The sequence below is a fragment of the Vagococcus entomophilus genome, from assembly GCF_003987595.1.
Lineage (GTDB): Bacteria > Bacillota > Bacilli > Lactobacillales > Vagococcaceae > Vagococcus_E > Vagococcus_E entomophilus.
The window spans coordinates 118,221-141,986 of record NZ_NGJZ01000002.1 but is presented as its reverse complement, the minus strand read 5'-3'; the positions used below and the strand labels follow the sequence as shown (position 1 = coordinate 141,986).

The following is a 23,766-nucleotide window of genomic DNA, read 5'->3' as shown; positions in this document are numbered from 1 at the left end:
ACCTAAAAAATTTTTTTTATGCTTCACTTATTTTCTCTCCATTCCCTTTGATCCTTTATCTAATAAGAAAACCGTTTGAACTCTGTTATCTACTCTTTCATAAGTAATCTTTATTCTGTCAGTGGTTTTCAACTGAGCCATTAATTCTAACCCCATTTTTTTCTTTACCAGTAAATTATCATCCTTTATGCGTAAATAATGACAAAAAGCTGGAAAAGTCGAATCGAGTCGACCTTCTGGCGTACTCAAATATTGAAATAACAAGTCTTCCAATTTCTTACTACTCACTTCCACACCCCTCAAATTTAATTCGTTTTGTCCATTACAAGTATCTCTATATTTCGAACTAGTATCTACATAGAAAATTTTTTTCTATCTACAAATTTTTTGATTTAACAAAAAAAAATAGAATAAAAAAGACAGGAACGAGGCCTCCGTTTCTGTCTTTTTTATTCTATTTAGACAATTGAATCTGCAATTAGTTGATTCATTTTTTTAGCTGCTTGCTCATCTGGAGAGAAAATAACAATCGTATCTGCCCCAGCTAGGGTTCCTGCAATTTCTGGATAATTCAATTCATCAATCACTGCAGCAACCACGTTGGCTGTTCCAAGTGTCGTATGCACCACATTCACAAACTGGACTTGTTGGATCTTAATGACCGAATCTCTTACGCTCTCTTTTAGTTTTTCTTCATCCGAAACTGCACTTTGTGTAAAAATGGTGTATTTAACATTGCCATTTTTAGCTCTTGTTTTTACAACACTCAGCTCTCGAATATCTCTAGAAACTGTCGCTTGTGTTGCTTTCACCCCTTGATCTTCTAATAACTCAATCAATTCATCTTGTGTTTCAATATCATGTTGTAAAATAAGTTGTTTGATTAAGGCTTGCCGATTTGTTTTTTTCATTTTCTACCTCCACGAATAATTTCTTACCTATTATACCAAAAAACTGTATATATTCAAATATGTTTGGTTTTTTATTCAATTTTTCTTCCCTGGATATGATAGTAAAATAAACTTTTTTTTGCTATAATGAATAAGATATTTCCTATGAGAATACACTGAAATACGTTATGACTTATTATTTTATACATACACAAAACAATGGAGGAAAAAAATGAGAGAACTTGTTGCCTTAGCCTTACACCAAGAATTAGCTGAATATTTATCACTAGAAGAAATTTCCAGCCTATTAGAAACACCCAAATCCGTACAACACGGAGATGTTGCTTTTCCAACTTTTGCACTTGCAAAGGTATTGCGTAAAGCACCACAAATGATTGCACAAGAACTAGCAGAAAAAATAAATCCGGAAAATTTCGAAAAAATCGAAGTAGTTGGTCCTTATTTGAATTTCTTTCTAGATAAAAAAAAGGTCAGTGCAAAAACTTTGGCTCTTGTGTGCAAAGAACAAGAAAAATACGGAGATGCCACCATTGGTCTTGGGAAAAATGTCCCAATTGATATGTCTTCTCCAAATATCGCTAAACCAATTTCTATGGGGCATTTACGTTCTACTGTAATTGGGAATTCCTTAGCTAATATTTTGGCAAAGCTTGGCTATACGCCTATTCGTATCAACCATCTAGGCGACTGGGGAACCCAATTTGGGAAATTGATTGTAGCTTATAAGAAATGGGGCGATGAAGAGGCTGTTAAAAAAGCACCCATTCAAGAATTGCTACGCTTGTATGTTGATTTTCATGAAAGAGCTGAAACAGACTCCTCACTTGAAGATGAAGGACGCTTATGGTTTAAAAAACTAGAAGATGGCGACCAAGAAGCTTTACACTTATGGAAATGGTTCCGTGAAGAATCGCTAAAAGAGTTTCAACACATTTATGATATGCTAGAGATTACGTTTGATTCCTTTAATGGTGAAGCCTTTTTCAATGACAAAATGGATGAAGTTATCGATTTGTTAGAAGAAAAACACTTACTAAAAACAGATCGTGGTGCAGAAATTGTGGATTTGACCGATTATAACTTAAATCCCGCACTAATCCGCAAATCAGATGGTGCCACTCTTTATATGACCCGTGATCTTGCTGCCGCATTTTACCGAAAACGTGAATACAACTTTGACCAATCGCTATATGTTGTTGGGAACGAACAAAGTATCCACTTCAAACAATTAAAAGCAGTGATTAAAGAACTAGGCTTTGAGTGGTATCAAGACATTCATCATATTCCATTTGGCTTAATTACAAAAGATGGCAAGAAGCTTTCAACGAGAAAAGGAAAAATTGTTTTACTCGAAGAGGTTTTAAACGAAGCCGTTGCTTCTGCCAAAGAACAAATTCAAGAGAAGAATCCAACTTTAGAGAACAAAGAACTTGTTGCACATCAAGTTGGAACCGGTGCAGTTGTGTTCCACGACCTCAAAAATGACCGTTTGAACAATTTTGATTTTACGCTAGAAGAAGTCGTTCGTTTTGAAGGCGAAACTGGCCCTTACGTTCAGTATACTCACGCTCGCTGTGCCAGCATCTTAAGAAAGACAGAATGGACTGTCTCAACTATTGATTTAAACCAAAGTTTTGCTTTAAACGACGAAGATAGTTGGGAAGTTGTCAAATTAATCCAAGCATTTCCCTCTACGGTCTTAAAAGCTGCTGAAAAATATGAACCTTCTGTTATTGCAAAACATGCGATTCAACTGGCACAAACATTCAATAAATATTACGCTCACGTCAAAATCTTAACAGATGATGCAGAAAAACAAGCTCGCTTAGTACTTGTCTACGCAGTTAAGACGCTACTAAAAGAAGATTTACGCTTACTTGGGGTGCAAGCTCCTGAAGAAATGTAAAAAACAGCTCATCCTTGTCCACTGAGAAAGACAGCAAAACGATTTATCGTTATGCTGTCTTTTTTAAATTTATTTTAATCTTCTAATATTAAAATAAATGTTTACAAAAAAAAGACGAAATGTTACAATTATTACAATAACATTACAAAGGAGTTTATTTCAATGAAAAAATTTGGATTTATTAGTTTAGCTATTTGTGCTCTATTCACATTAGGTGCTTGCACTCAAAACAAAAAGGAAAGTTCCAGTAGCAGTTCGACTCAAAAAAGCAGTAGCATTTCAAGCACTGCTACCACAACTGCTTCCCAAAGTACCACCGATTCCACCAGTCCTACGTCAGCGACAACTGCCTCCAGCACCACTAATACAAGTACCAGTATTGTTTCAAGCACAATCGATTCTCCTGACAAAGCCATTGATCATTTGAAACAACAGCTTAACAATAGTGATGATATTGAGTATGTAGCACTTACCGATACACCTAAAACGGACGAAGCTGGTGCTTATTACGAAATAAAATTGATGTCTAAATCAATTATAAAGCAAGGCGGTAGCGGAACTGTTGGAATTTATAAAGTTTACCAAGACGGAACTTATAAGTTGGCCTATTAATTCTACTATTGCTACATCATTATTGTTTCTATATCAATAGCAAAGGAAGTGTAATAAAAGGAGACCCTCACTTTTATTACATTTCCTATTAATTTTCAGACATTTTGTATCTCTCAACTTTCTAACTAGCTTTTGGGTCTGCTCAGATACCTAGTTTTGACCCATCGTAAATTTTCAGATAGAATCTCATTTTTGACTTTCTCCTTTCGTCTTCTTCGTTTTTAATACTCGTGTAGCCTTACAATCAACATTGCTAAACAAAACGAAAAGTTGTACATGACCAACACATAACACATATAAGCACTTTGATAAAAAAATAGACAATCTTTTTTAAATTCAAATAATTCCTTAACGTTTTAACTATAATAAAACCATTATGTTCCATGTATTTTTTAGAGTTTACACACTGCTATTTAATGTTATGAATGTATAATGAACATTCAAACTATTTAACCTAAAGGAGATTTACATGAAAAAAAATATTTTAATTACCGTACTAACACTTGCAACTATTGGCGTGTCAGGATCTATGTTTGTCAGTTCAAACACAAAAGTTGAAGCAGCAGAATTGACTCATAATGTCCAAGAAGGTTTTAAACTAGCACTTCCAACGAATGATTCTATTAGCTTTAATGGTGAATACTTCATTAACCTCAGTGGTGGTGTGACTACCGGTGTTGGAAATACTGTTAAGGTAGAAGTTTTAGATGCTAACAAGCAAACAATCACCATTTTACCTACGATAAATGTAGGTGGCTATGCAGATAGCTTTGCCGCAAATAATCTTGAAACAAACACTTTAGCTACTTCTGTTCGCGCTACATTTTACAATGCTCAAAAACAAGTGATTGGACAAGTATCAAAAGATTTAGAAGTATCTATTTGGTAACAATCATATACTTTTTACATAAACAAAAAAAGACTAGCATTTAATAGCGCACTAGTCTTTTTTCCTTTGCTTACCACAAATCCTTTAAATCAAGTTTTACTTTTTTATATCGTAAAAAAGCCGGATATAAAAAAAGCGTCTCTTCCAAGGAAGAGAGGCTCAAAATTGTTTAAATTAGTTTTTTACAACGTTAGTTGCTTGTGGTCCACGATCTGATTCTTCAACGTCGAATGTTACAGATTGACCTTCGTCTAAAGTTTTGAATCCTTCACCTTGGATAGCTGAGAAATGTACGAATACATCTTGTCCTTCTTCAGGTGTGATGAAACCGAATCCTTTTTCTCCGTTAAACCATTTTACTGTTCCTTGTGCCATAATATGTTTCCTCCTTGAGCGTAATAACGCATAATTTTGTAAAGATTGTCGATGCTACAAAAGAGGTCAATAGAACAAATAATGTAAAATAGCCTTCTAAGTTTTACCAAACAACTTACTCATTAAGCATACAACGTTACTAACAAAATGTAAAGGGTTTTCTAAAAGAAAAATCCCTTTTTTTGTAAATTTGTTTCTTTGACTGTAAAAAAATGTTACTCTCCTTAAGTTCTTTTAGTGTGGTATACTAGTAGTAACAAGAAAGGAATGGTAATATGGTCGTTTTTAGCAATAAAATGAATGACAGTAACCCGACACCTTCAGAAACAGGGCGCCTATTTGCCCCTGGCACACACGTAACCTTCAATCTACATGGTTCTATAGAATCTGGTACGATTACCAAACAATTGACCAACGCTGCGATTGTGCATATTGATGCATGCTCAAGCAACAAAGAGTTGATTTTTAACACAAACGGTCAAACCGTTATCAATTATCATAGACTGAAGTTAACTTGCTCGTAAGACAAGAGCGAGAAAAAAACACGGTTCAAGAAAATTCTTGAACCGTGTTTTTTAGTTACTATCTTTTTTATCTTAAAAAATTATTTTTCAGGTTGAATCAAGCGATAGATTGCATCAGCATAAATCACCGCAGCGTTGACGATATCATCCACTGCCATAAACTCATTGTCTTGATGCATCGTATCTATGCTATGTGGGAACATTGCACCGTATGCAACACCGCGATCAAGCAAGCGACCAAATGTTCCGCCACCGATTACTTGTTCATGACCTTTAAGTCCAGTATGCTCTTCATAAACATCCAATAACGTTGCAACTAATGGATCTGTAACAGGTACGTAGTGTGGTTCTTGCGTGCGTCCACGTTTCAATTTGATATTTTTTACTTTCCCTAAAATTGCTTTTTCTAAATCTTCTGGTGAAATTCCTTTCGGGAAGCGGAAATTTAGTGCCACCATATTTTCCTTTTGGTTATCTTCAAAGCTAAACAGTCCTGGGTTCATGGTTAGATCCCCCATTTTTTCATCTGTATACGCTGTCCCAAATTTTTCAGCACGTGAAGACTCATGTAAGAAGTGGGCAATTGTTTCTAAATAGTTTTTCGCATCTCCACCAAAATCATAGTCCACTAGAAAAGTCGCTAAGTAAGTAGCCGCATTAATCCCACCACGAGGTTCTTGCGCGTGAGCTGCTTTTCCTAGAGTTTTTAAAGCTACTTTTGTCCCATCGACAGTTACTTCACCTATAACTGGTTGTTCTTTGACAAATAACTCAAAATTAGTTTTTAATTGTTCTGCTTCTGCTGCATCTTTGACAAGAACCGTTGCAAATGCTTCTGCTGGAACCATATTTTCTCTTTGTCCAGATTGGAACGAAGAAAGTGTATATGTACCTGCATTTTGACCCTCAAAATATAGACGAATCGTTGTATTTCCTTTTTCTCCATTGATAATTGGAAACTCTGCATCAGGTGAGAACCCAAAATCAGGCTTTTCTTCTACTTGTAGGTAACGATCCATACATTTCCAACCACTTTCCTCATCTGTTCCGATGATGAAACGAACACGTTTTGTGACTGGAAGACCCAATTCTTTGATAATTTTCAACCCATAATAAGCTGCAACACTTGGCCCTTTATCATCACTGGCTCCACGAGCAAATAATTTGCCGTCTTTAATCACTGGTTTGAAAGGATCTGTATTCCAGCCATTTCCAACTGGGACAACATCGACATGTCCAAAAATTCCCAATGTTTCGTCGCCTGAACCATATTCAATATGCCCAGCTAGGTTATCAACATTTTTCGTTGTAAAACCGTCACGTTCTCCAATTTCTAAGAATTTTAGCAATGCTGCTTTAGGTCCTGGTCCTACTGGGGCACTTTCTGTTGCTTTCTCATCTTCACGGACACTAGGGACACTTAATAAATCGAATAAATCTTTAAATAAGTCGTCTTTACGACTTTCTACTTCCTTTTTCCAATTAATCGTCATTTTCCTTCACTCCATTCCACTTAATCTTTCTTATCATACCATTTTCTGGCAAAAAAATAAAAACAATCCTTCTAATTTCCCTTTTTTCTTTTTCGCTATATACTAATAGAGAAAGGAGTGTGTACAAATGAAACTTATTTATGCAGAAGTACTGACTCAGACTATTCAAAAACGCCCTGAACATAGTCATAAAGGTTCCTATGGCCAGGTAGTCATTATCGGAGGGAACAAACAATATGGTGGGGCGATTCAGCTGTGTAGCGCTGCAACCGTCTATAGCGGAGCTGGTCTTACTACCACCGTAACTGATGTCCAAAATCATGCTGCTGTGCATGCGATGGTTCCTGAAACCATGGTGTTAGATTGGAACGATACAAAAGCAGTAACCAATCAACTGAAAAAAGCAACAGTAATTGTGATTGGTCCTGGTTTAGGTCTTGAACAAGGTGCCTTCTCTTTGCTTTCTTTCGTACTAGAGCACTTGCAGACCAAACAAATTTGTATTATTGATGGCTCTGCTATCACCCTTTACGCAGAGCATAAAGAACACCTACCTCCCCATCCAACACAAAATCTCATTTTCACCCCTCATGAAATGGAGTGGCAACGTTTAAGCGGCATCACGATTGCAGAACAAACGCCAGAAAAAAATCGCCAGGCTCAACAACAACTGGGCGCACAAATCGTTCTCAAAAAGCATCGCACTGAAATCTATACCGCTAAACAAACATGGAAAAATCCATTAGGAACTCCCGCTATGGCTACTGGAGGGATGGGGGACACACTAGCGGGCATGATTGCCGGTTTTTATGCTCAATTTCCGCACCACACTCAAACTCTACTCGCTGCTGTTTATTTACATAGTTTTATTGCTGAAAAAATTGCTCAAACACATTATGTTGTCCTTCCCAGCACCCTAATCAAAGAAATCCCACTTGCGATGAAACTTTTTGAGAGTTTTCAAGAAACGCGCACATCACTTCATTAAAACGTGCATCTTACTCATTTTTTCTTGTCTGATGTTCTTTAAGCAAGGCTACTTCATGGTTCGTTAATGACCTATATTGCCCTTTTTTCAAAGTTTCATCCAATTGTAACGGCCCCATCTTGGTTCTCTTCAATGCCACGACTTTCTTGTTTACTGCTTCAAACATCCTCTTAACTTGATGAAATTTTCCTTCTTGAATCACTAAGGATATAAGAGTTTGTGTTTCGGGCAAATGTTCACTATTTAAAATCGTCAATTGCGCAGGCAAGCAATGCTCTTGATTCGTAAGTTGCATCCCACGAGCAAAAATCTGTACATCATTATTTGTCACTTTTCCTTCAATTTTTGCGATATAGGTTTTATCGACATGTTTTTTGGGAGAAAGCAGTTCATGTGCCAAAGCACCATCATTGGTGATCAAAAGCAACCCGACCGTGTCTTTGTCTAAGCGACCTACTGGGAATAAATCCATCCGATAATCTTCCCTTTTAAATAAGTCCAAAACTGTTCGCTGGCTCTGATCTTCCGTAGCCGAAATTACCCCCTGTGGTTTGTTTAGCATATAGTAATAATACTCTTGATAAATAACTACTTCTCCTTGGACACTTACTCGGTCTCTTTCTACGTCTATGCTTTGTTTCCCCTCTTTTGCTAACTCGCCATTAACAGCCACGACTTTTTTCTTGAGCAATGCTTTGGCTTCTTTGCGGCTGCCAAAACCTGTTTGACTTAGAAATTTATCCAATCTCATCCAAATCATCCTTTCTAAAAGAGAAAAATGGAACAAAACATTTTTTGCTTAGTTTTGCTCCATTCTAACTTATTTTATTTAATCCTAAATTTTCTTCTGATTTTTGCTACCTTTTCCCCTAGCAATCGATCAGCTAGGCGAACTTTTAACGTTAGATAGCCATAAACCGCCACTCCTACAAGCATCGAAAAAATCGAAATAACGAAGGATTGGCTTTTACTGTCTGGGTTTAAAACGATGTAAGCAAGCTCTTTTGATACAATCGTAGCCAACATCATCACTAGACTTAGTAAGAAAATTAGTAACGTTCTTCGTGCAGTAAAGCCCACTTTAAATTTCGTAATATGATAGACTTTGCGAATAGTCAAGTAACTCGTTACAGCAAAACCAATGCCTGTTGCAAGTAATGGACCGTATACTTCGAACATTCTAATCAACGGGTATTGCAAGACTAATTTTACAACAAAGCCAATGCCCAGATAAATCATGGCCAAATTATTTTCATACAATCCTTGAAGTATCGTTGAGACGAGCATATAAAAGCCTAAAATTAAGCCCACATAACAGGCTTCTACTAAAACTGCCGCACCTAAATGATCTGGTGCATAGAACATGGTATTCAATGGTCGAGCCAAAACGATCATACCAAGTGTGGCTGGAATCATCACAAAGAAAAACAATTGCAGATTATCACTAACCTGAACCGCTAGCTCCTTAACGTTTTTTCGAGCGAACGTTTCTGTAATCAGTGGCAAACCCGCAGCAGCTAATGAAGTGGCAAGCGAGATGGTAATCATTGTGAGTTTATCAGGATTGGCACTAAATATACTAAATAGCTCATCCAGCTGACGAGCGGAATAATTGGTAAAACCACGCATCATCCATTCAAAGGTTGCTTGATCGACTAGTTTAAAAATTGTAATCCCTGACCCGACTATCACAAAAGGAACCGCCTCAAGTAACATCTCTTTAATAAGTGAGTTTTCAGAAACTTGTATCTGATTATTACTGTTAGCCTCTAAATAACGCATCTTAGGTCCCTGTTTTTTGTAGTACCAAAACAGTGCCCCAAAAGCGCCTACCATCCCTACAAAGGCTGCAAAAGTCGTCTGTGTAACCGCATGGACATAGTCTCCTTGACCAACTTTCATAATAATAAAGGTTGCCAGTAGCATATAAAAGACCCGAATAAACTGCTCAACTACCTGTGAAATAGCAGATGGCAACATATCTTGATAGCCTTGGAAAAACCCTCGAATGACACTCATACAAGGAAAGATTAGCACCGCCGCACTCAAAGCGCGCATGGTAGGGATTAACTCTTTGTTCCCACCAGACAACAGCGGTGCTGCGAAATACATGATCCCGGCAAAGAGAATACCCAGTCCTCCCATTAAAAACATCGAACGCTTGAATAAGCGTTTGCTTACTTGATATTCATTTAAAGAATTGTAATAGGCGATTTGTTTCGCCACCGCACTAGGAATCCCGGCAGTTGCAATCATTAAAAATAGCGCATAGATATTGTAGCCTTTGGTAAAGAGTGCATTGGCAACTTTGGCATTTTCGCCCATCCATGCATACCACGGAATGATATAAATGGCACCTAATAATCTGGAACTAATGCTTCCAATTGTCATCCACATGGATCCGCGTACCATCTTTTCTTTTGTGTTAAGCTCTTTGTGCACATAACTTTGTTCTGGCATTGATTCACTCAACTTTCTTCAGTTTTCATTCTTTTATTTTAATCGTTCTTTTTGAGATATGCAAACTCTTTTATAACCAAGTGAAGTTTTTCACTTTTTTTATTTAAACTAAAAGAATAACGTTTAGAATAGCAAGCGTTAACTCTTAAAAAAAGCCTGAATCTATGGGAATTGTGCTTTAAATTCAGACTTATTCTCGAAGATTGGGCTTGTTTTTACTCGTGCCACCTATTCTGATAATAAGAGCCTGAAACATAACAGTTATGTTTCAGGCTCTTATTTGTAATCATTGGACTTTAATTGGCTACAATGTTAACTAATTTGTCTGGAATAGCAATCACTTTTCGAATGTTTTTGCCAGAAACAGACTGTTGAATAGATTCATTGGCAAGTGCTAACTCTTCGAGCTCTTCACGAGTTAAGCCCGTTGCCACTTTTTCTTTTGCCCGAACTTTTCCGTTGACTTGGAATACAACTTCAATTTCATTTTCGACTAACTCTTTCTCATCGTATGTTGGCCATGATACGTAAGTCAAGCTTTCTTTGTTCCCTAAAATTTCCCACAATTCTTCGGCGATATGTGGCGCAATCGGTGCTAACAATTGGACAAATCCTTCTACGTATTCGTAAGGTAAAATTTCTACTTTATAGGCTTCATTGATAAAGACCATCAATTGAGAAATCCCCGTATTAAAATGCAGTTGTTCAAAGTCTTCTGTGACTTTTTTAACAGTTTGATGGTAAACCTTTGTCAATTTGCCATCGTTTTTAGTCGTAATACGATCACGCATGTTATTGTTCTCGTCTACAAATAAACGCCATACTCGGTCTAAGAATTTTCGACTTCCTTCCAATCCATTGTCATTCCAAGCAATAGAAGCATCCAAGGGCCCCATAAACATTTCGTACAAGCGTAAGGTATCGGCACCGTATTTGGCTACAACATCATCAGGGTTGACCACATTCCCCCGGGATTTAGACATTTTTTCGTTATTTTCACCTAAAATCATTCCTTGGTTATACAGTTTTTGGAACGGCTCCGCAGTTGGGACAATTCCTAAATCATATAAGAATTTATGCCAGAAACGTGCATAAAGCAGATGAAGAACTGCATGTTCTGCACCACCAATATAGATATCCACGGGTAACCATTTTTTTAATTTTTCTGGATCAGCTAATTGTTTTTTATTATGTGGATCCACATAACGCAAGAAATACCAAGAGCTTCCTGCCCATTGTGGCATAGTATTGGTCTCACGTTTGCCTTTTTTACCCGTCACAGGATCGACGACATTTACCCAATCCGTAATGTTTGCCAATGGAGATTCTCCCGTACCACTTGGCTTGATGTCATCTGTGACTGGTAAAACAAGAGGTAACTCCTCTTCTTTAAGCGCCGTCGTAGTTCCATCTTCCCAGTGAATAATGGGAATCGGCTCTCCCCAATATCTTTGGCGAGAAAACAACCAATCACGTAGGCGGTAACTTGTTTCCTTTTGCCCAACCCCTTTACCTTCTAGCCATTCTACTACTTTTTCGATTGCTTCTTCTTTATTTAAACCATCAAGAAATCCAGAGTGAATATGTTTTCCATCACCCGTATACGCTTCTTTTGTCACATCCCCACCTTCAATGACAGGAATGATTTCAATACCAAATGCTTGAGCAAATTCATAGTCGCGTTCGTCATGAGCTGGAACAGCCATAATCGCACCCGTCCCGTAAGTAGCCAGCACATAATCAGAGATCCAAATTGGAACTTTCGCCCCATTTACTGGATTAATCGCATATGCGCCCGTGAAGACCCCGGTTTTCTCTTTCGCCAAATCGGTACGAGCAAGCTCTGATTTTTTACCTGCTTCTTCAATGTAGGCTGCAACAGCTGCTTTTTGCTCGGGTGTTGTAATTTTTTGAACTAGTGCAAGCTCCGGCGCTAATACTGTATATGTTGCACCAAACAAAGTATCTGGGCGTGTCGTAAAGACTTCAAAAGAGTCTGCTGTATTTTCGACTGCAAATGTTACCTTTGCCCCGACCGATTTTCCAATCCAATGACGTTGCATCTCTTTGATACTATCCGGCCAATCTACTGTATCCAAATCCTCTAACAAACGATCTGCATACGCTGTGATCTTCAACATCCACTGTTTCATCGGAACACGGTGGACAGGATGCCCCCCACGCTCAGATTTCCCATCAATTACCTCTTCATTGGCTAAAACTGTGCCCAATGCTGGACACCAGTTGACCGGAACCTCTGCCTCATAAGCTAGGCCTTTTTCATATAATTTTGTGAAAATCCACTGCGTCCATTTGTAATACTCTGGATCTGTCGTGTTGATTTCTCGATTCCAGTCGTAACTAAAACCTAGTGAATTAATTTGACGCTTAAAGGTTTCAATATTCTTTTTAGTGAACTCAGCTGGATCATTTCCTGTATCTAGTGCGTATTGCTCTGCAGGAAGACCAAAAGCATCCCACCCCATCGGATGCAAGACATTGTACCCTTGGCTGCGTTTCATACGTGCAAGTGCGTCTGTTGCTGTATAGCCCTCTGGATGACCTACATGCAAGCCTTGACCTGAGGGATAAGGAAACATATCTAACGCATAAAAGTTTTCTTTCTCTGGGTTATTGGTTGTATTAAAACTATTGGTTCGAGCCCAATAGTGTTGCCATTTTTTTTCAATTTCTTTGTGTTGGTAGCTCATGCTTTTCCCTCCAAAATTTTGATAAAATAAAAAGCCTATAAAAGCGAACTAATTTCACTTTTATAGGACGAACAGTCAGACGTGGTACCACCTAAATTTCACACTGACAATGCAGTGCCTCTACATGATAACGGATGTACTTCCGATCTAAAATAGATATCAGCTCAAAGGTAAGTTCAAAAGGGCTCTTGTGTGTTTCCACTAGCCACACACTCTCTAAAAAGAACGGACTCCTTACTACTCCTCATCCTCGCATCTTCCCCTTTATACTACCAAATATACTATTAAAACGCAATATTTTATTGTTTTGGTGTCACGATGCTCCTATTTTCCAAATGGTTGGGCTATCTTGGAGTATTCCAGCCTTCTATTGGTTGCCATACTATTTTGTAATCCCAACTATAAGGAAAAACGTAAGGACTTCCTCCCAAGTCTGGTTGAATGTAAATATTAATCCAATAATCCTGTTGATTTTCACTTAAATCAAGAGTTGGCACACCAGGTTTTAGCTCACTCATATTATCTGCTTGGTCTTTTCTTGAGGCAACCGTATAGCCAACATTTTTATAATTTTGTGGAACAATTGTTTGTAGCGTAAACGTCTTATTTAGTACAATAGTTGTTGGCATGTACCGATACTCCTGATCATCAAACGTTGAATCTAAAAAGAAATTTCTTGTCTGTATAACTTCATGGGGCAGTTCCTTATTTTTCAGCTGAAGCTTCATGATAGCTAAATTTGGAACCACTAATTCACTAAGCGAGTTTAAAACCCGCTGTCGGATGAATAGGCTGCGTTTTTTGGGGGCATAGGTGTATTTAATCGTCGTATCTTTTTCTAGTTCCTCAATCTTAGGCCTTACACCACTGTGTTCCGACCCATCATTGATTTGATAATATATGCACTCATATATCAGCTCATCAAGAATAATCTCTTTCGCCTCTCCTTGATACTTCGCTCCGCCTTCTTTTTCTTGTATGCTTTCAGGTTGAATGTCTTTGATAATCGTATTGGGATACCCTGTTTTGGTTTGATACTTTTCTGTTATCGTATACATTGTTTGTAAATGGACACTGACTGCTTCAGACGTACTTCTAATTCCTGAAACGGATTGAATTTCAAACGTATTTTTTATCTCTTTCTTATGCTGCGGAATTGCTTTGGTTTTTACTCGATATCGAATAATAACTTTATCTCCTTCTCTAACATCTTCAGTGATGTAACGAAAATCCCCCTCATTCCAACATGTATCTGGCACCTTTTTTTCTGTGATATTACCTGTTGTCTTTTGAAATAAGACAGTTGTACTTCCTCTTTCGTAGCTCATAGCCTCGTTGTCAATTTTATCTAAGAAACTTAAATTCTCTTTCGTTGGCCAGTCGGCTGCTGAATTGTCATAACTTAACTCGTACTCGACTAATTGATCCTGTCGAGCAGAAGTCATCTCTTCAAAAAATTCTTCATTTTTTGAAATATTCCGCACCCTTTTTTCTAGTTTGCCAGCTTCTATTTGTGGCATATCCTTCATCGCAAAATTGTACTCCCCATATAAAGCACCCGATGAAGCCGTAAATCCCCAGTTGACGAGCTTGCTACCAAACTCTTCTTGCACGTTGATTAAGTTAGACTTGATTGTGCCTATATTCGTTAGTGTTCCATTTGAATTTCTTCTTTGTAATGAAACGTTTAATCTTCCTGTAATCCCTTTGTCTGTTGTCTCCCAACTAATTCGAAACAATTTCCAATCAGTATCATCTATACTTAAATTTTGTAAAGGCGTCCCGTATTTATTGTGCGCCCGTTGCGTCAGCATCGTTGCATAACTTCCAGGTTTCATAATTGCTACATGTGTTCCTCTTACATCCCGATCATAATCCGAATTATAATAGGGATCAATTTCTACTGTTAACGCATTTTTGATATAAGTATTCCGGCTGCCAGACCCGCCGTAAACCGAGATTCCCTGCCCAACTGCTCCTATAACTTGAGACAAATCTCTAGCATCATTATGAAGAGTGAACGTAACACCATCTGCTAAAGACCGACTACTGCCTCTGCTCATCCACATGTACATCGCCGTATCAAAACTTTTAGCTAAGTCAATTTTTCTTTTCCCCCACATAGCACCTACTTTTGATGTGCTAGCTGGTATTGGAACCACGATATTCTTCCTCATTTCGTGAACTCTTGCATCTCCAATTATTTCAAAATAGTTACTCAAATCGACCTCTGCAATATCGTCTGGGTAATAACTGGCTCGCGTATTAGGACTTGGTAACTCATCACTTAGCGTGTCTGCATACATAACATGACTATTTGCTCCTACTATAAAGCATAAGAATAAAAAACTACACAAAACTATTACCTGTTTCCTCATTTTTACACCCCTTTTTCAAACAATTCATTAGACTCATTATACAACCATTATTTGAAAAGTCAATTTTAAGCAGATGGATACCGAGTATGAATAACAAAAACTATTTGTACTTAAAGTACAGAGTAAAGTAAACAAACATAGGGCTAAAGAATCAAAATTGATTCTTTAGCCCTATCTAACAATTATTTTTTCTTTTTTATTTTCAATAAAATGAAACCAATTACAAACAAAACAAAAAACAACAGAAGTCCCATTATTACTGGAAAACCAGCTATCTTTTTACTTTTCGAAGACTGTTTTAATTGTTTAGCTTGATCATTTGATAGCACAATAGTCTTACTTTTTTTCCACACTTGCTTATCATGCTTCAATGCTATTTCCACATGATATTTGCCTGACTTATAAGCAGATTTTAAGTGTATAGGGTATGAAAAAGTAGTCTCAGGTGTAATATCTACCGTACTTTCTTGCTCATCCACTACTTTTTCTTTCTCGTTTTTTATCTTGACTTTAACAGAAACATTTTTTAAAAAGTTCGTCTCCACATTTGTTAGTTTCATGGCTAAAGCATAATGATTGACTGTTTCTTTTTCAAAAGAGATTGTCCCAAATTTAATTTTTGCGTCTGGACGTTGCTCAATATTCCCTCGAATCACTAGTGGAATATTATAGGCAATGACGTTGGTTACTCCTTGGGAAGAATTCTGTTGTTTTTTTTCTGAAATATGAATTCCTCCCATTAGAATCCCATTGAAATCTGCTTGTGGGAAAGTAAACTCCGTATATATATCCTGACTTGTATGGGCCAAAACTTTTACAACAGGAGGAAATCGGACCATTTCTGTTATTCGATGTCCTTTGGTCTCTTCTTTTTGTGTACTGGAATAATCGATAATCCCATTTTTATTGGTTTGCGCTTTATTTGTTGTCAGCGTATATTCTCGATCTTCATCTGAATTATTAGTAATTCGCACACCCACTTTTTCCGTCTTTCCCGGAGACCACTTGATGTCATAGAAACTAGTTACATTAGTAGTTTGATTTTCTGAAAAAATTGGACTCACTGAATAGTTGTCTGATTTTGTTTCTCCATGAGCAAGCAGTGGGACTGCAAACAACATAATTGTACCAAGCAATAAAGAACACCATTTTTTTTTATTCATTATTTTGACCATCTTCTTTATTCACCAATTTGTTCTGTGCGACCTTTTGTCAACGTCCATTCAATTGTACTTGTAAACTTTTTAACACTAGTTACTCCTTCATAGGATAAAGCAGCCTTAACTTTATCTTTATTTTCTCCTACTTTATTCGAAGTTGGTTTTACAACTACGGCTGCATCAGTAGAAAGTACCGTATCGCCTAATTTAACAGTTCTAGTTTCATCTTTATCTGTAAGTTTTGCGCTAATAGAATAACCATCCGTTGTTCCACTATAGTCTGTCACAGTATAACCAATATCCTGTGAACCAAAATCAACAATATCGGCTAAAGCTTTCTTACCAAAATCTATATTTTTATCCACATCAAGTGTTACATCTCCAGCAGTCACCTCTGCACTAATCGCAGTATTTCCATTTAAAGTATCATCAGCTAACGCCTGTTTTCCTCCTACTAATCCTACTAACACAATACCTAGTAACCCGCTCATCAATACATATTTATTTTTCATCTTTTTTCCTCTTCTTTCTCTTTATTCACTAATATTTTTACTTGAAACTGGTTGCAAATTCCATTCTAAGTTTGCTACATAAGTTCCTGCTGTAGCATTTTTTGAAATACTTACTTGAGCATCCAAACTAATTTTTTCTTTCATGCTTTTTTCAGTTTGATTGACTACTACCTGAGCATTATTGGTAATTTCTTGGTGGGCAACTTTTAGCACATAGTTATCCTTATATGTATTAAAATTTGAAGACTTCAGTGTAATTTGCCACCCTGCATCAATTCCACGATTATCAATAATAGAAGACGTTAATGCTCCCACTTTTTTAGTCTGATTTTCGCCAGTTAACTTAATGTTAAAAGAAAGGTCATTAGGCTGTGTCATGGAAAAATCTCCTGACACAATTTCACCGCTTATGACTGAGGTATTGCCCTTGTCCTCTGCAAACACTTTACCTCCACCTAAGCTACATAGTATCCCCAAAGCGATTGTACCGCCCAAAATAAAGCGTTTATTCACATTTATTCCTCCTATTCATTACTTGATAGCCTAAGACTGCTGTACCACTTACCACAAGAATAAAACCACCAGCAATCATTCTTTGATTGGCTTTTTCTCCTGTTTGAGGCAACTTTTCTGCTTTCACCAGAACTCCGGTCACCTTTGAATGTACCTCAGCAGCATGTGCTATCCCGGTTGGAATACCTACTATACAAAAGAACATGAATATGAAAATAACAATTTTATACTTTTTCATCATTCTTTCACCTCATTCGCATTTGGAGAGAGTGTCCATTCAATCTCTGCTGAATCTTTTCTTAACTCATTTGCCTTACTGTAATCGATATAGATTCCTGTTTTGGTATTCCATTCCTGATTAACAGTTGTTTCACCGATTGCTGTACTTGTTGCAATAGTAGCATTTTGATTAAGAAGTTGGTTTCCATTATAAATATAGTTACTAAAATCTTTGGTTTCTTTTTGAATCTTTGCAGTAAGAGACCAACCATTTTTCAAAGAACTTGTTACAACGATATCTTGTCCTTTTTCCCAAGTCAGAGGATCCATATTTGCCCCCAAACGAACGCTCCCAAACCCTACCGATTCAGGAACAGTCAGGCTCAAAGCCGGTTCAACTGTAACAGTTCGTGTTTGAGTGAGTCCACCATAACTATAAGTAACATCGTATGTGCCACTTTTTGAAGTGTCCACATCTCCAGATACTTTAATGTCTTTATATGCTAACTGCTTTCCATCTTGATCAGTTGCACTAATGAAATACTGAGATGCATCCCAGGTATCTCCCACATGGATAGTCGGATTTTCTTCTTTAATCTTTAAAGTCGTCCGATCTGTCGCCAAATACTTGCTCAGATCCACCGTGACATCTGCTGTTGTGTAATAATATCCTGAAAATTCACTATAGCGTCCCCCACCTGCATTACCATTTAAATATTCCGCCACCGTAGCATTAATCACGCTCTTTACATCTTTAAAAGCAAACTTTGTGTTTAGTGTTGCCGTTTCTGTCGGTTGTGTATCTTCAACCAGACGCGTTACTTTAAAAGTTACACCTGATGCATCTGCTATGAGTTCAAGCTTGGCTGTGTTATCCTCATTATTTGCCGTAACATTGTTCGTTAACCCACCACCACTCGTATAAAGAGCGTACTCATCAGCTTTTTCTACCACAACCTTAGGGTCACTAGAACCAGGCGGTAATAACAACATGTGGTCATCATCACCATTAGTAAATGCAGGAGAAATGGTATTATTTACTGACATCATTTTTGTCATATTGGCATCTTTAGCTTGTGGTAAATAAAGTTTTCCTTCTTTAGGATCTGAAGCAAATGCATTTGTCCATAGTCCTGGTATTCCTCGTCCAGGAGAAACCCCTGGTGAACTATTTGTTTTCATCCAATCTTTCAATACACTTAACTCCGAATAGTTATCTAATAACTTTAAACTCTCTGCTGTCAAAATGGGTGCTTCATTAGTAGCTGTTTCAGTAGCCTGTACTCGCAAGGCTCCTAAAACTAGTATCGTACTACATAAAAAAAAGCAGTAAGTAATCTTTTTTTTCAACTTTTTCCCTCCCAAAACAATTTATGCATACTTTAAAAAAATAACATAATTTAATGATTTTGTATATGTTTTGTTCTTTTTATGTACAAAAATTTAATAAATATCGCGTTAAATTAGATAACGGTTAAAAAAAAACTCATTTAAAACATAAAAAGTAGTTAAGATCATATTTATCCTAACTACTTTTTTATTCACATATCTATTTTACGCGCAATGTTTGACCGACAACAATTAAATCCGTACTCATACTATTCAATGATTTCAATTGTTGTAATGATATATTATGCTTTTTGGCAATATTATATAAGGTATCTCCACTTGCCACTTTATACGTATCTGAATTGGTGGCAGGTGCTGTTGTAGGAGTTGTACTGCCTTTTGCCACAATCAATTCTTGTCCAACAAATATGTTGTCATTTGTTAGGTTATTCCATGATTTTAAATCCGATAATGAGATTTTATTATCTTTAGCAATGCGGTAAAGTGTATCATTGCTCACTACTTTGTACTTTTTATCAGTTGTTGTACTGGTAGCATTCGTTTTTGTAGGTGTTGCTGTGTTGGTATTAGTGGTATTCGTAGGAGTAGTCTGACTTGCTTGCGCAACACTCGCTCCTTTTAATGACAATTTTTGTCCGACATAAATGGTATCACTTGTTAAGTTATTCCAGCTCTTAATGTTCGCAACACTTACCCCTTTATTTGACGCAATGCGGTAGAGTGTATCACCCGATGCCACTGTATAGGTTGAAGTATCCGTTGCTCCACTATTGCTTGTATTATTATTTGTTCCATTATTCGTAGGAGTAGAGCTATTATTATTTTGGTTAGCGGATGCAGCTCCTTTGATAGCTAGTTTTTGTCCAACATAGATCGTATCACTCGTCAAGCTATTCCAACTCTTAATATTCGCAACACTCACACCATTTTTTGATGCAATTCTGTACAACGTGTCACCTGATACCACTGTATAGGTTGAGGTACTTGTCCCCCCATTAGAAGAATTGCCACCATTCGTATTATTACTGCTGTTATTGCTGTTATTATTGTTACTACTGCTTCCTTTAATACTTAACTTTTGTCCAACGTAGATCGTATCACTCGTCAAGTTATTCCAACTCTTAATGTTCGCAACACTCACACCATTTTTAAGTGCAATTCTGTACAACGTATCACCCGATACCACCGTATAAGTTGAAGCATTCGTACTGTTGTTGTTAGACTCACCATTATTATTGTTGCTATTACTGTTATTACTGTTGTTATTGTTGTTGTTACTGCTTCCTTTGATGCTTAGCTTTTGTCCAATATAAATAGTATCACTCGTCAAGCTATTCCAACTCTTAATATCTGCAACACTCACACCATTTTTAAGTGCAATTCTGTACAACGTATCACCTGATACCACTGTATAAGTTGAGGTGTTCGTATTACTATTATCAGAATTCCCACCATTTGTGTTATCAGAGCCGTTGCCATTATCACTATCATTATTACTACTGTTATTATTTCCACTAGCAGGAGTATCGTACTGCGTTAAGTTATATGCTTCAATCAAGCTGTTCAACTTACCCGCATAACCCGGATCTGTCGCATATCGTCCTGTCAGCCATGCTGTTGCATCTCTATAAGATTTGGTATTGCTTTTCCAAGCACCAGAATAATAATAAACACCACTTTGAAAGGAAGTATTGCGAATAACATTCGCATTATCTTGAAAAGACTCTCTATAAGAGGGGTACTTTCTAAACTGTGCATTTACTGTTGTCCATTGTCCATTTAAGAATTCACTTGTCGACATCGTCACAGAATTCCCTTGGTAAGAACCTTTAATCCCAAATAAATTATAGTTTGGTGCTGATCCTAAGGCACTCTGCCCCCAGCCACTTTCTAAAATTGATTGTGCAATCATAACAGATGCATATAAGTCATTTGCATCCGCAACACTACGCGCATGCTCAGCTGCTTGAGCTAGAAAACTACTTGGAGAAAGTAATTGGCCGCTCGAAAACGTTGTTGTATTAGCCGTTGCTGCTTCTGCGGTTGTAATAAATGACGGTGCTGCAAATGAAGACACCGCTAAAGCTGTACTAAAAAAAGAAATGCCCTTCACCATTGAAGGCATCGCACTTTGTTTCGATTGATCCTTATTTAATTCTTTTCTGCTCATAGCTGTTTTCATGTAATGTTACCCACCTTTTCACAAACTTGTTCAAACTAACTATTATTATTATACAATTTTTTAAGAAAAGTTTAAACTCTTATAGAGTGATTTCAATATAATTGTAATTTTATCGTAATAAACACTTGTTCTAGCACTGAAAATCCTTGGTATTAAAGCATATAATAGAAATCTGATTGTAGAGTATTTTGGGACCATTCTGTAACATTCCAAGAGATCTCCTTGAATAAAAAAGGGTATTTAAAAAAACAGCTGTTTTTTATATGGATTGCTTGTTTAGTTTGTTCACCTCTTTAATCAAAAAATGTTATACTATACTCATTGATTAAATTTTGAGGAGAGCCTTTATGAAAAAAAAAAATAGAGATTATTATGTATTTTCTGCTGTTTTTCTCAGCTGTTTCGTTTTATTTGCTTTGTTGTTGCATTTCAAACATCCAATCCTGAATGTTCTTGATGAATCCCTAACTAACTTGATTCGTATGGATATGTCCCCCCCAGTCACTAGCTTCTTCAAAGGGATTACCAAAATGGGGAACACCGCCACACTAGCAGTGATCATTCTCTTATTTGGATGTTGGCTAGCAATTAAAAAAGATTGGACTGCCATAGTTTGGTTCTTTTTTAATACTGCTATTATTGGTGGGTGCTTAAACTTAGCGTTAAAATATCTTTTCAACCGTCCTAGACCTTCTTTAACCCACTTAGTCTATGCTGCGCATTCTAGTTTTCCAAGCGGACATTCTATGGGGAGTATGCTAACCTATGGAACGCTCTTTCTTCTTTTACCATTATTTATACGACAAAAACTACCTTGTAGACTGATTCAACTCATGCTTGCTGGTTTAGTGATTTTCATTGGTATCAGTAGAGTCTATGTAGGGGTACACTACCCTAGTGATGTTCTAGCAGGATTTTCTTTAGGATTATCAGGTCTTTTTGCCACCTATCCAACGTTCTTATATTTTAGAAAAAAGATGTAAAGCTTTGTACAAATGAAAATAAGGAGGAACTTTTATGCAATCTTTTCCATTCTCAAATGATTCAAATAAACGTTATCACACTTGGAATTATGCACTGCGGCAACATTTCGGAGAAAAAGTGTTCAAAGTTCCGATTGATGCTGGCTTTGATTGTCCTAACCGAGATGGAACAGTCGCTCACGGAGGGTGTACATTTTGTACCGTTTCTGGTTCGGGAGATATGATTGTGGCACCGCACGACCCTTTGCCATTACAGCTTAGGAAAGGAATTGAGCAACTCCACCATAAATGGCCTCATGTCGAAAAATATTTGGTTTTCTTCCAAAACTTTACCAATACGCATGCTCCAGTTGAAGTCCTTCGACATCGGTTTGAGCAGGTTGTCAACGAAGAGGGCGTAGTCGGAATCTCAATTGCTACACGTCCTGACTGTTTGCCTGATGAGGTGGTTGAATACTTAGCAGAGCTCAATCAACGTTACTATCTCTGGGTTGAATTAGGTCTGCAGACCACTTTTGAAGAGACAAGTCACATCATTAACCGCGCGCATGATTACCAGACTTACCTAGACGGTGTTGCCAAACTGCGTAAACATCATATCCGTGTCTGTACTCACTTAATCAATGGATTACCTGGGGAATCCATCGAGATGATGCTTGAAAATGTCCGAAAAACGATTGTAGACTCGGACATCCAAGGCATTAAACTCCACTTACTTCATTTGATGAAAAACACGAAGATGGTCCGTGACTTTGCCGAGGGACGCTTAACGCTTATGGAGATGAAAGAGTATGTTTCTCTTGTCTGTGATCAATTAGAACTTATTCCTCCAGAAATTATCATCCATCGTTTAACAGGCGATTCGCCGTGGGATTCGCTCATCGGTCCCAAATGGAGTTTAAAAAAATGGGAAGTCTTAAATGCAATTGACGATGAGATGAAGCGTAGGAATACTTTCCAAGGTGCTAAAAATGCACGAAATATACTAAACAAATGCTAGGAGGGACTCTTGTGCTTGCAACTGCCTTACATTACAGTCATCAGTTATTAAAAGAAATCATTCAGCCTAACGATCACTTGATAGACGCGACTGTCGGGAATGGACATGATACGCTGTTTCTTGCTCGACTCGTCAAAGGTTCTGGTCATATATATGGATTTGATGTGCAAGAGAAAGCCATTCACCATACACAAGAAAAATTACTTGCTGAAAATTTAGATAAACGCGTTACACTATTTCAACAAGGACATGAAACGTTAGCTACAGCCTTGCCAAGCGATATCCAAATTAAAGGTGCGATCTTCAATCTTGGCTATTTACCCAAAAGTGATAAAACTATTATTACACAAGCAGAAACCACATTAACAGCAGTACAAGCAATTTTGGAACGTTTGTTGCCCACTGGAAGAATCATTTTGGTCGTTTACTACGGACACCCTGGCGGAGAGCAGGAAAAACAGGCAGTCCTAAATTTTGTTCGAGAACTTCCTCAAGCACACTATAATGTACTAAATTACCAGTTTATCAATCAAAAAAATAGCCCTCCTTTTTTATTGGTCATTGAAAAAAAGGCAACTAAAAAAAGAGTTTTGGAATAAT

At 37.3% G+C, this 23,766-nt stretch carries 22 protein-coding genes and 1 other annotated feature; of the genes, 8 read left to right on the top strand and 14 right to left on the bottom strand.

Features of this window, described 5'->3' with window-relative positions; all coding sequences use genetic code 11:
* Nucleotides 1–27: 27 nt before the first annotated feature.
* Nucleotides 28–288, bottom strand: a complete 261-nt coding sequence (locus CBF30_RS06675) for a hypothetical protein (protein WP_126824099.1) — start codon at nt 286–288, stop codon at nt 28–30.
* Nucleotides 289–458: 170 nt separating this feature from the next.
* Entirely contained in the window at nt 459–911 is a 453-nt protein-coding gene (gene argR / locus CBF30_RS06670) for an arginine repressor (protein WP_126824096.1), read from the bottom strand.
* A gap of 211 nt (nt 912–1,122) precedes the next feature.
* Here argR and argS point away from each other — a divergent pair, with 211 nt between their 5' ends.
* From argS to CBF30_RS06655, 3 genes are all read left to right on the top strand, one after another.
* Nucleotides 1,123–2,817, top strand: a complete 1,695-nt coding sequence (gene argS, locus CBF30_RS06665) for an arginine--tRNA ligase (RefSeq protein WP_126824093.1) — start codon at nt 1,123–1,125, stop codon at nt 2,815–2,817.
* A gap of 162 nt (nt 2,818–2,979) precedes the next feature.
* A complete protein-coding gene (locus CBF30_RS06660; protein WP_126824090.1) occupies nt 2,980–3,429 on the top strand; it encodes a hypothetical protein in 450 nt (149 codons plus the stop codon).
* 469 nt (nt 3,430–3,898) lie between these two features.
* On the top strand, nt 3,899–4,318 hold the full coding sequence (locus CBF30_RS06655; protein ID WP_126824087.1) for a hypothetical protein: 420 nt from the start codon (nt 3,899–3,901) through the stop codon (nt 4,316–4,318).
* 174 nt (nt 4,319–4,492) lie between these two features.
* On the opposite strand, the gene CBF30_RS06650 is transcribed toward CBF30_RS06655, so the two are convergent.
* Nucleotides 4,493–4,693, bottom strand: a complete 201-nt coding sequence (locus CBF30_RS06650; protein ID WP_126824084.1) for a cold-shock protein — start codon at nt 4,691–4,693, stop codon at nt 4,493–4,495.
* 275 nt (nt 4,694–4,968) lie between these two features.
* On the opposite strand from CBF30_RS06650, the gene CBF30_RS06645 reads away from it, so the two are divergent.
* The gene (locus tag CBF30_RS06645; RefSeq protein WP_245975038.1) at nt 4,969–5,217 is read left to right on the top strand and encodes a hypothetical protein; all 249 of its coding nucleotides are present in this window, start codon (nt 4,969–4,971) and stop codon (nt 5,215–5,217) included.
* Nucleotides 5,218–5,297: 80 nt separating this feature from the next.
* On the opposite strand, the gene pepV is transcribed toward CBF30_RS06645, so the two are convergent.
* A complete protein-coding gene (pepV, locus tag CBF30_RS06640) occupies nt 5,298–6,710 on the bottom strand; it encodes a dipeptidase PepV (protein ID WP_126824081.1) in 1,413 nt (470 codons plus the stop codon).
* A 127-nt stretch (nt 6,711–6,837) separates the two neighbouring features.
* Here pepV and CBF30_RS06635 point away from each other — a divergent pair, with 127 nt between their 5' ends.
* Nucleotides 6,838–7,698, top strand: a complete 861-nt coding sequence (locus CBF30_RS06635; RefSeq protein ID WP_126824078.1) for an NAD(P)H-hydrate dehydratase — start codon at nt 6,838–6,840, stop codon at nt 7,696–7,698.
* Between the two features lie 10 nt (nt 7,699–7,708).
* Here the strand turns inward: CBF30_RS06635 and CBF30_RS06630 are convergent, their stop codons facing one another.
* The 10 genes from CBF30_RS06630 to CBF30_RS12075 form a co-directional block, all read right to left on the bottom strand.
* A complete protein-coding gene (locus CBF30_RS06630) occupies nt 7,709–8,449 on the bottom strand; it encodes a 16S rRNA pseudouridine(516) synthase (protein WP_126824075.1) in 741 nt (246 codons plus the stop codon).
* Nucleotides 8,450–8,523: 74 nt separating this feature from the next.
* Entirely contained in the window at nt 8,524–10,158 is a 1,635-nt protein-coding gene (locus tag CBF30_RS06625) for a putative polysaccharide biosynthesis protein (RefSeq protein ID WP_126824071.1), read from the bottom strand.
* Nucleotides 10,159–10,454: 296 nt separating this feature from the next.
* Nucleotides 10,455–12,869: a leucine--tRNA ligase gene (leuS, locus tag CBF30_RS06620; RefSeq protein ID WP_126824068.1), complete on the bottom strand. Its 2,415-nt coding sequence runs from the start codon at nt 12,867–12,869 to the stop codon at nt 10,455–10,457.
* 60 nt (nt 12,870–12,929) lie between these two features.
* Nucleotides 12,930–13,129, bottom strand: a binding site (T-box leader).
* A gap of 84 nt (nt 13,130–13,213) precedes the next feature.
* A complete protein-coding gene (locus CBF30_RS06615) occupies nt 13,214–15,247 on the bottom strand; it encodes an L-type lectin-domain containing protein (protein ID WP_126824065.1) in 2,034 nt (677 codons plus the stop codon).
* A gap of 182 nt (nt 15,248–15,429) precedes the next feature.
* Nucleotides 15,430–16,410 carry a DUF916 domain-containing protein gene (locus CBF30_RS06610; RefSeq protein ID WP_170168966.1) on the bottom strand — a complete coding sequence of 327 codons (981 nt, stop codon included), beginning with the start codon at nt 16,408–16,410 and terminating at the stop codon, nt 15,430–15,432.
* A 17-nt stretch (nt 16,411–16,427) separates the two neighbouring features.
* Complete coding sequence (locus CBF30_RS06605) at nt 16,428–16,898, bottom strand: hypothetical protein (RefSeq protein ID WP_245975037.1); 471 nt, start codon at nt 16,896–16,898, stop codon at nt 16,428–16,430.
* 42 nt (nt 16,899–16,940) lie between these two features.
* On the bottom strand, nt 16,941–17,432 hold the full coding sequence (locus CBF30_RS06600; RefSeq protein ID WP_126824055.1) for a WxL domain-containing protein: 492 nt from the start codon (nt 17,430–17,432) through the stop codon (nt 16,941–16,943).
* Nucleotides 17,425–17,670 carry an LPXTG cell wall anchor domain-containing protein gene (locus CBF30_RS06595; RefSeq protein ID WP_170168965.1) on the bottom strand — a complete coding sequence of 82 codons (246 nt, stop codon included), beginning with the start codon at nt 17,668–17,670 and terminating at the stop codon, nt 17,425–17,427. Before CBF30_RS06595 ends, CBF30_RS06600 begins: the two co-directional genes overlap by 8 nt.
* On the bottom strand, nt 17,670–19,001 hold the full coding sequence (locus tag CBF30_RS06590; RefSeq protein WP_126824047.1) for a bacterial Ig-like domain-containing protein: 1,332 nt from the start codon (nt 18,999–19,001) through the stop codon (nt 17,670–17,672). The genes CBF30_RS06595 and CBF30_RS06590 overlap by 1 nt, the downstream gene beginning before the upstream one ends.
* 199 nt (nt 19,002–19,200) lie before the next feature.
* Nucleotides 19,201–21,183 (bottom strand): LysM peptidoglycan-binding domain-containing protein, encoded by a 1,983-nt coding sequence (locus tag CBF30_RS12075; RefSeq protein ID WP_126824044.1) that lies wholly within the window; start codon nt 21,181–21,183, stop codon nt 19,201–19,203.
* Nucleotides 21,184–21,530: 347 nt separating this feature from the next.
* On the opposite strand from CBF30_RS12075, the gene CBF30_RS06580 reads away from it, so the two are divergent.
* The 3 genes from CBF30_RS06580 to mnmM are packed head-to-tail and all read left to right on the top strand — an operon-like array spanning nt 21,531 to nt 23,765.
* On the top strand, nt 21,531–22,166 hold the full coding sequence (locus CBF30_RS06580; protein ID WP_126824041.1) for a phosphatase PAP2 family protein: 636 nt from the start codon (nt 21,531–21,533) through the stop codon (nt 22,164–22,166).
* A 34-nt stretch (nt 22,167–22,200) separates the two neighbouring features.
* The gene (gene mnmL / locus CBF30_RS06575) at nt 22,201–23,166 is read left to right on the top strand and encodes a tRNA modification radical SAM protein MnmL/YtqA (protein ID WP_126824038.1); all 966 of its coding nucleotides are present in this window, start codon (nt 22,201–22,203) and stop codon (nt 23,164–23,166) included.
* A gap of 11 nt (nt 23,167–23,177) precedes the next feature.
* Nucleotides 23,178–23,765 (top strand): tRNA 5-(aminomethyl)-2-thiouridylate-methyltransferase MnmM, encoded by a 588-nt coding sequence (gene mnmM, locus CBF30_RS06570; RefSeq protein WP_126824035.1) that lies wholly within the window; start codon nt 23,178–23,180, stop codon nt 23,763–23,765.
* The last annotated feature ends 1 nt before the right edge of the window (nt 23,766 follow it).

What these genes read in the sequence shown, in the direction of transcription:
- argR (WP_126824096.1), bottom strand. Translation starts at nt 911, where the DNA reads ATGAAAAAAACAAATCGGCAAGCCTTAATCAAACAACTTATTTTACAA.
- argS (WP_126824093.1), top strand. Translation starts at nt 1,123, where the DNA reads ATGAGAGAACTTGTTGCCTTAGCCTTACACCAAGAATTAGCTGAATAT.
- CBF30_RS06660 (WP_126824090.1), top strand. Translation starts at nt 2,980, where the DNA reads ATGAAAAAATTTGGATTTATTAGTTTAGCTATTTGTGCTCTATTCACA.
- CBF30_RS06655 (WP_126824087.1), top strand. Translation starts at nt 3,899, where the DNA reads ATGAAAAAAAATATTTTAATTACCGTACTAACACTTGCAACTATTGGC.
- CBF30_RS06650 (WP_126824084.1), bottom strand. Translation starts at nt 4,693, where the DNA reads ATGGCACAAGGAACAGTAAAATGGTTTAACGGAGAAAAAGGATTCGGT.
- CBF30_RS06645 (WP_245975038.1), top strand. Translation starts at nt 4,969, where the DNA reads ATGGTCGTTTTTAGCAATAAAATGAATGACAGTAACCCGACACCTTCA.
- pepV (WP_126824081.1), bottom strand. Translation starts at nt 6,710, where the DNA reads ATGACGATTAATTGGAAAAAGGAAGTAGAAAGTCGTAAAGACGACTTA.
- CBF30_RS06635 (WP_126824078.1), top strand. Translation starts at nt 6,838, where the DNA reads ATGAAACTTATTTATGCAGAAGTACTGACTCAGACTATTCAAAAACGC.
- CBF30_RS06630 (WP_126824075.1), bottom strand. Translation starts at nt 8,449, where the DNA reads ATGAGATTGGATAAATTTCTAAGTCAAACAGGTTTTGGCAGCCGCAAA.
- CBF30_RS06625 (WP_126824071.1), bottom strand. Translation starts at nt 10,158, where the DNA reads ATGCCAGAACAAAGTTATGTGCACAAAGAGCTTAACACAAAAGAAAAG.
- leuS (WP_126824068.1), bottom strand. Translation starts at nt 12,869, where the DNA reads ATGAGCTACCAACACAAAGAAATTGAAAAAAAATGGCAACACTATTGG.
- CBF30_RS06615 (WP_126824065.1), bottom strand. Translation starts at nt 15,247, where the DNA reads ATGAGGAAACAGGTAATAGTTTTGTGTAGTTTTTTATTCTTATGCTTT.
- CBF30_RS06610 (WP_170168966.1), bottom strand. Translation starts at nt 16,410, where the DNA reads ATGAATAAAAAAAAATGGTGTTCTTTATTGCTTGGTACAATTATGTTG.
- CBF30_RS06605 (WP_245975037.1), bottom strand. Translation starts at nt 16,898, where the DNA reads ATGAGCGGGTTACTAGGTATTGTGTTAGTAGGATTAGTAGGAGGAAAA.
- CBF30_RS06595 (WP_170168965.1), bottom strand. Translation starts at nt 17,670, where the DNA reads ATGAAAAAGTATAAAATTGTTATTTTCATATTCATGTTCTTTTGTATA.
- CBF30_RS12075 (WP_126824044.1), bottom strand. Translation starts at nt 21,183, where the DNA reads ATGAAAACAGCTATGAGCAGAAAAGAATTAAATAAGGATCAATCGAAA.
- CBF30_RS06580 (WP_126824041.1), top strand. Translation starts at nt 21,531, where the DNA reads ATGAAAAAAAAAAATAGAGATTATTATGTATTTTCTGCTGTTTTTCTC.
- mnmL (WP_126824038.1), top strand. Translation starts at nt 22,201, where the DNA reads ATGCAATCTTTTCCATTCTCAAATGATTCAAATAAACGTTATCACACT.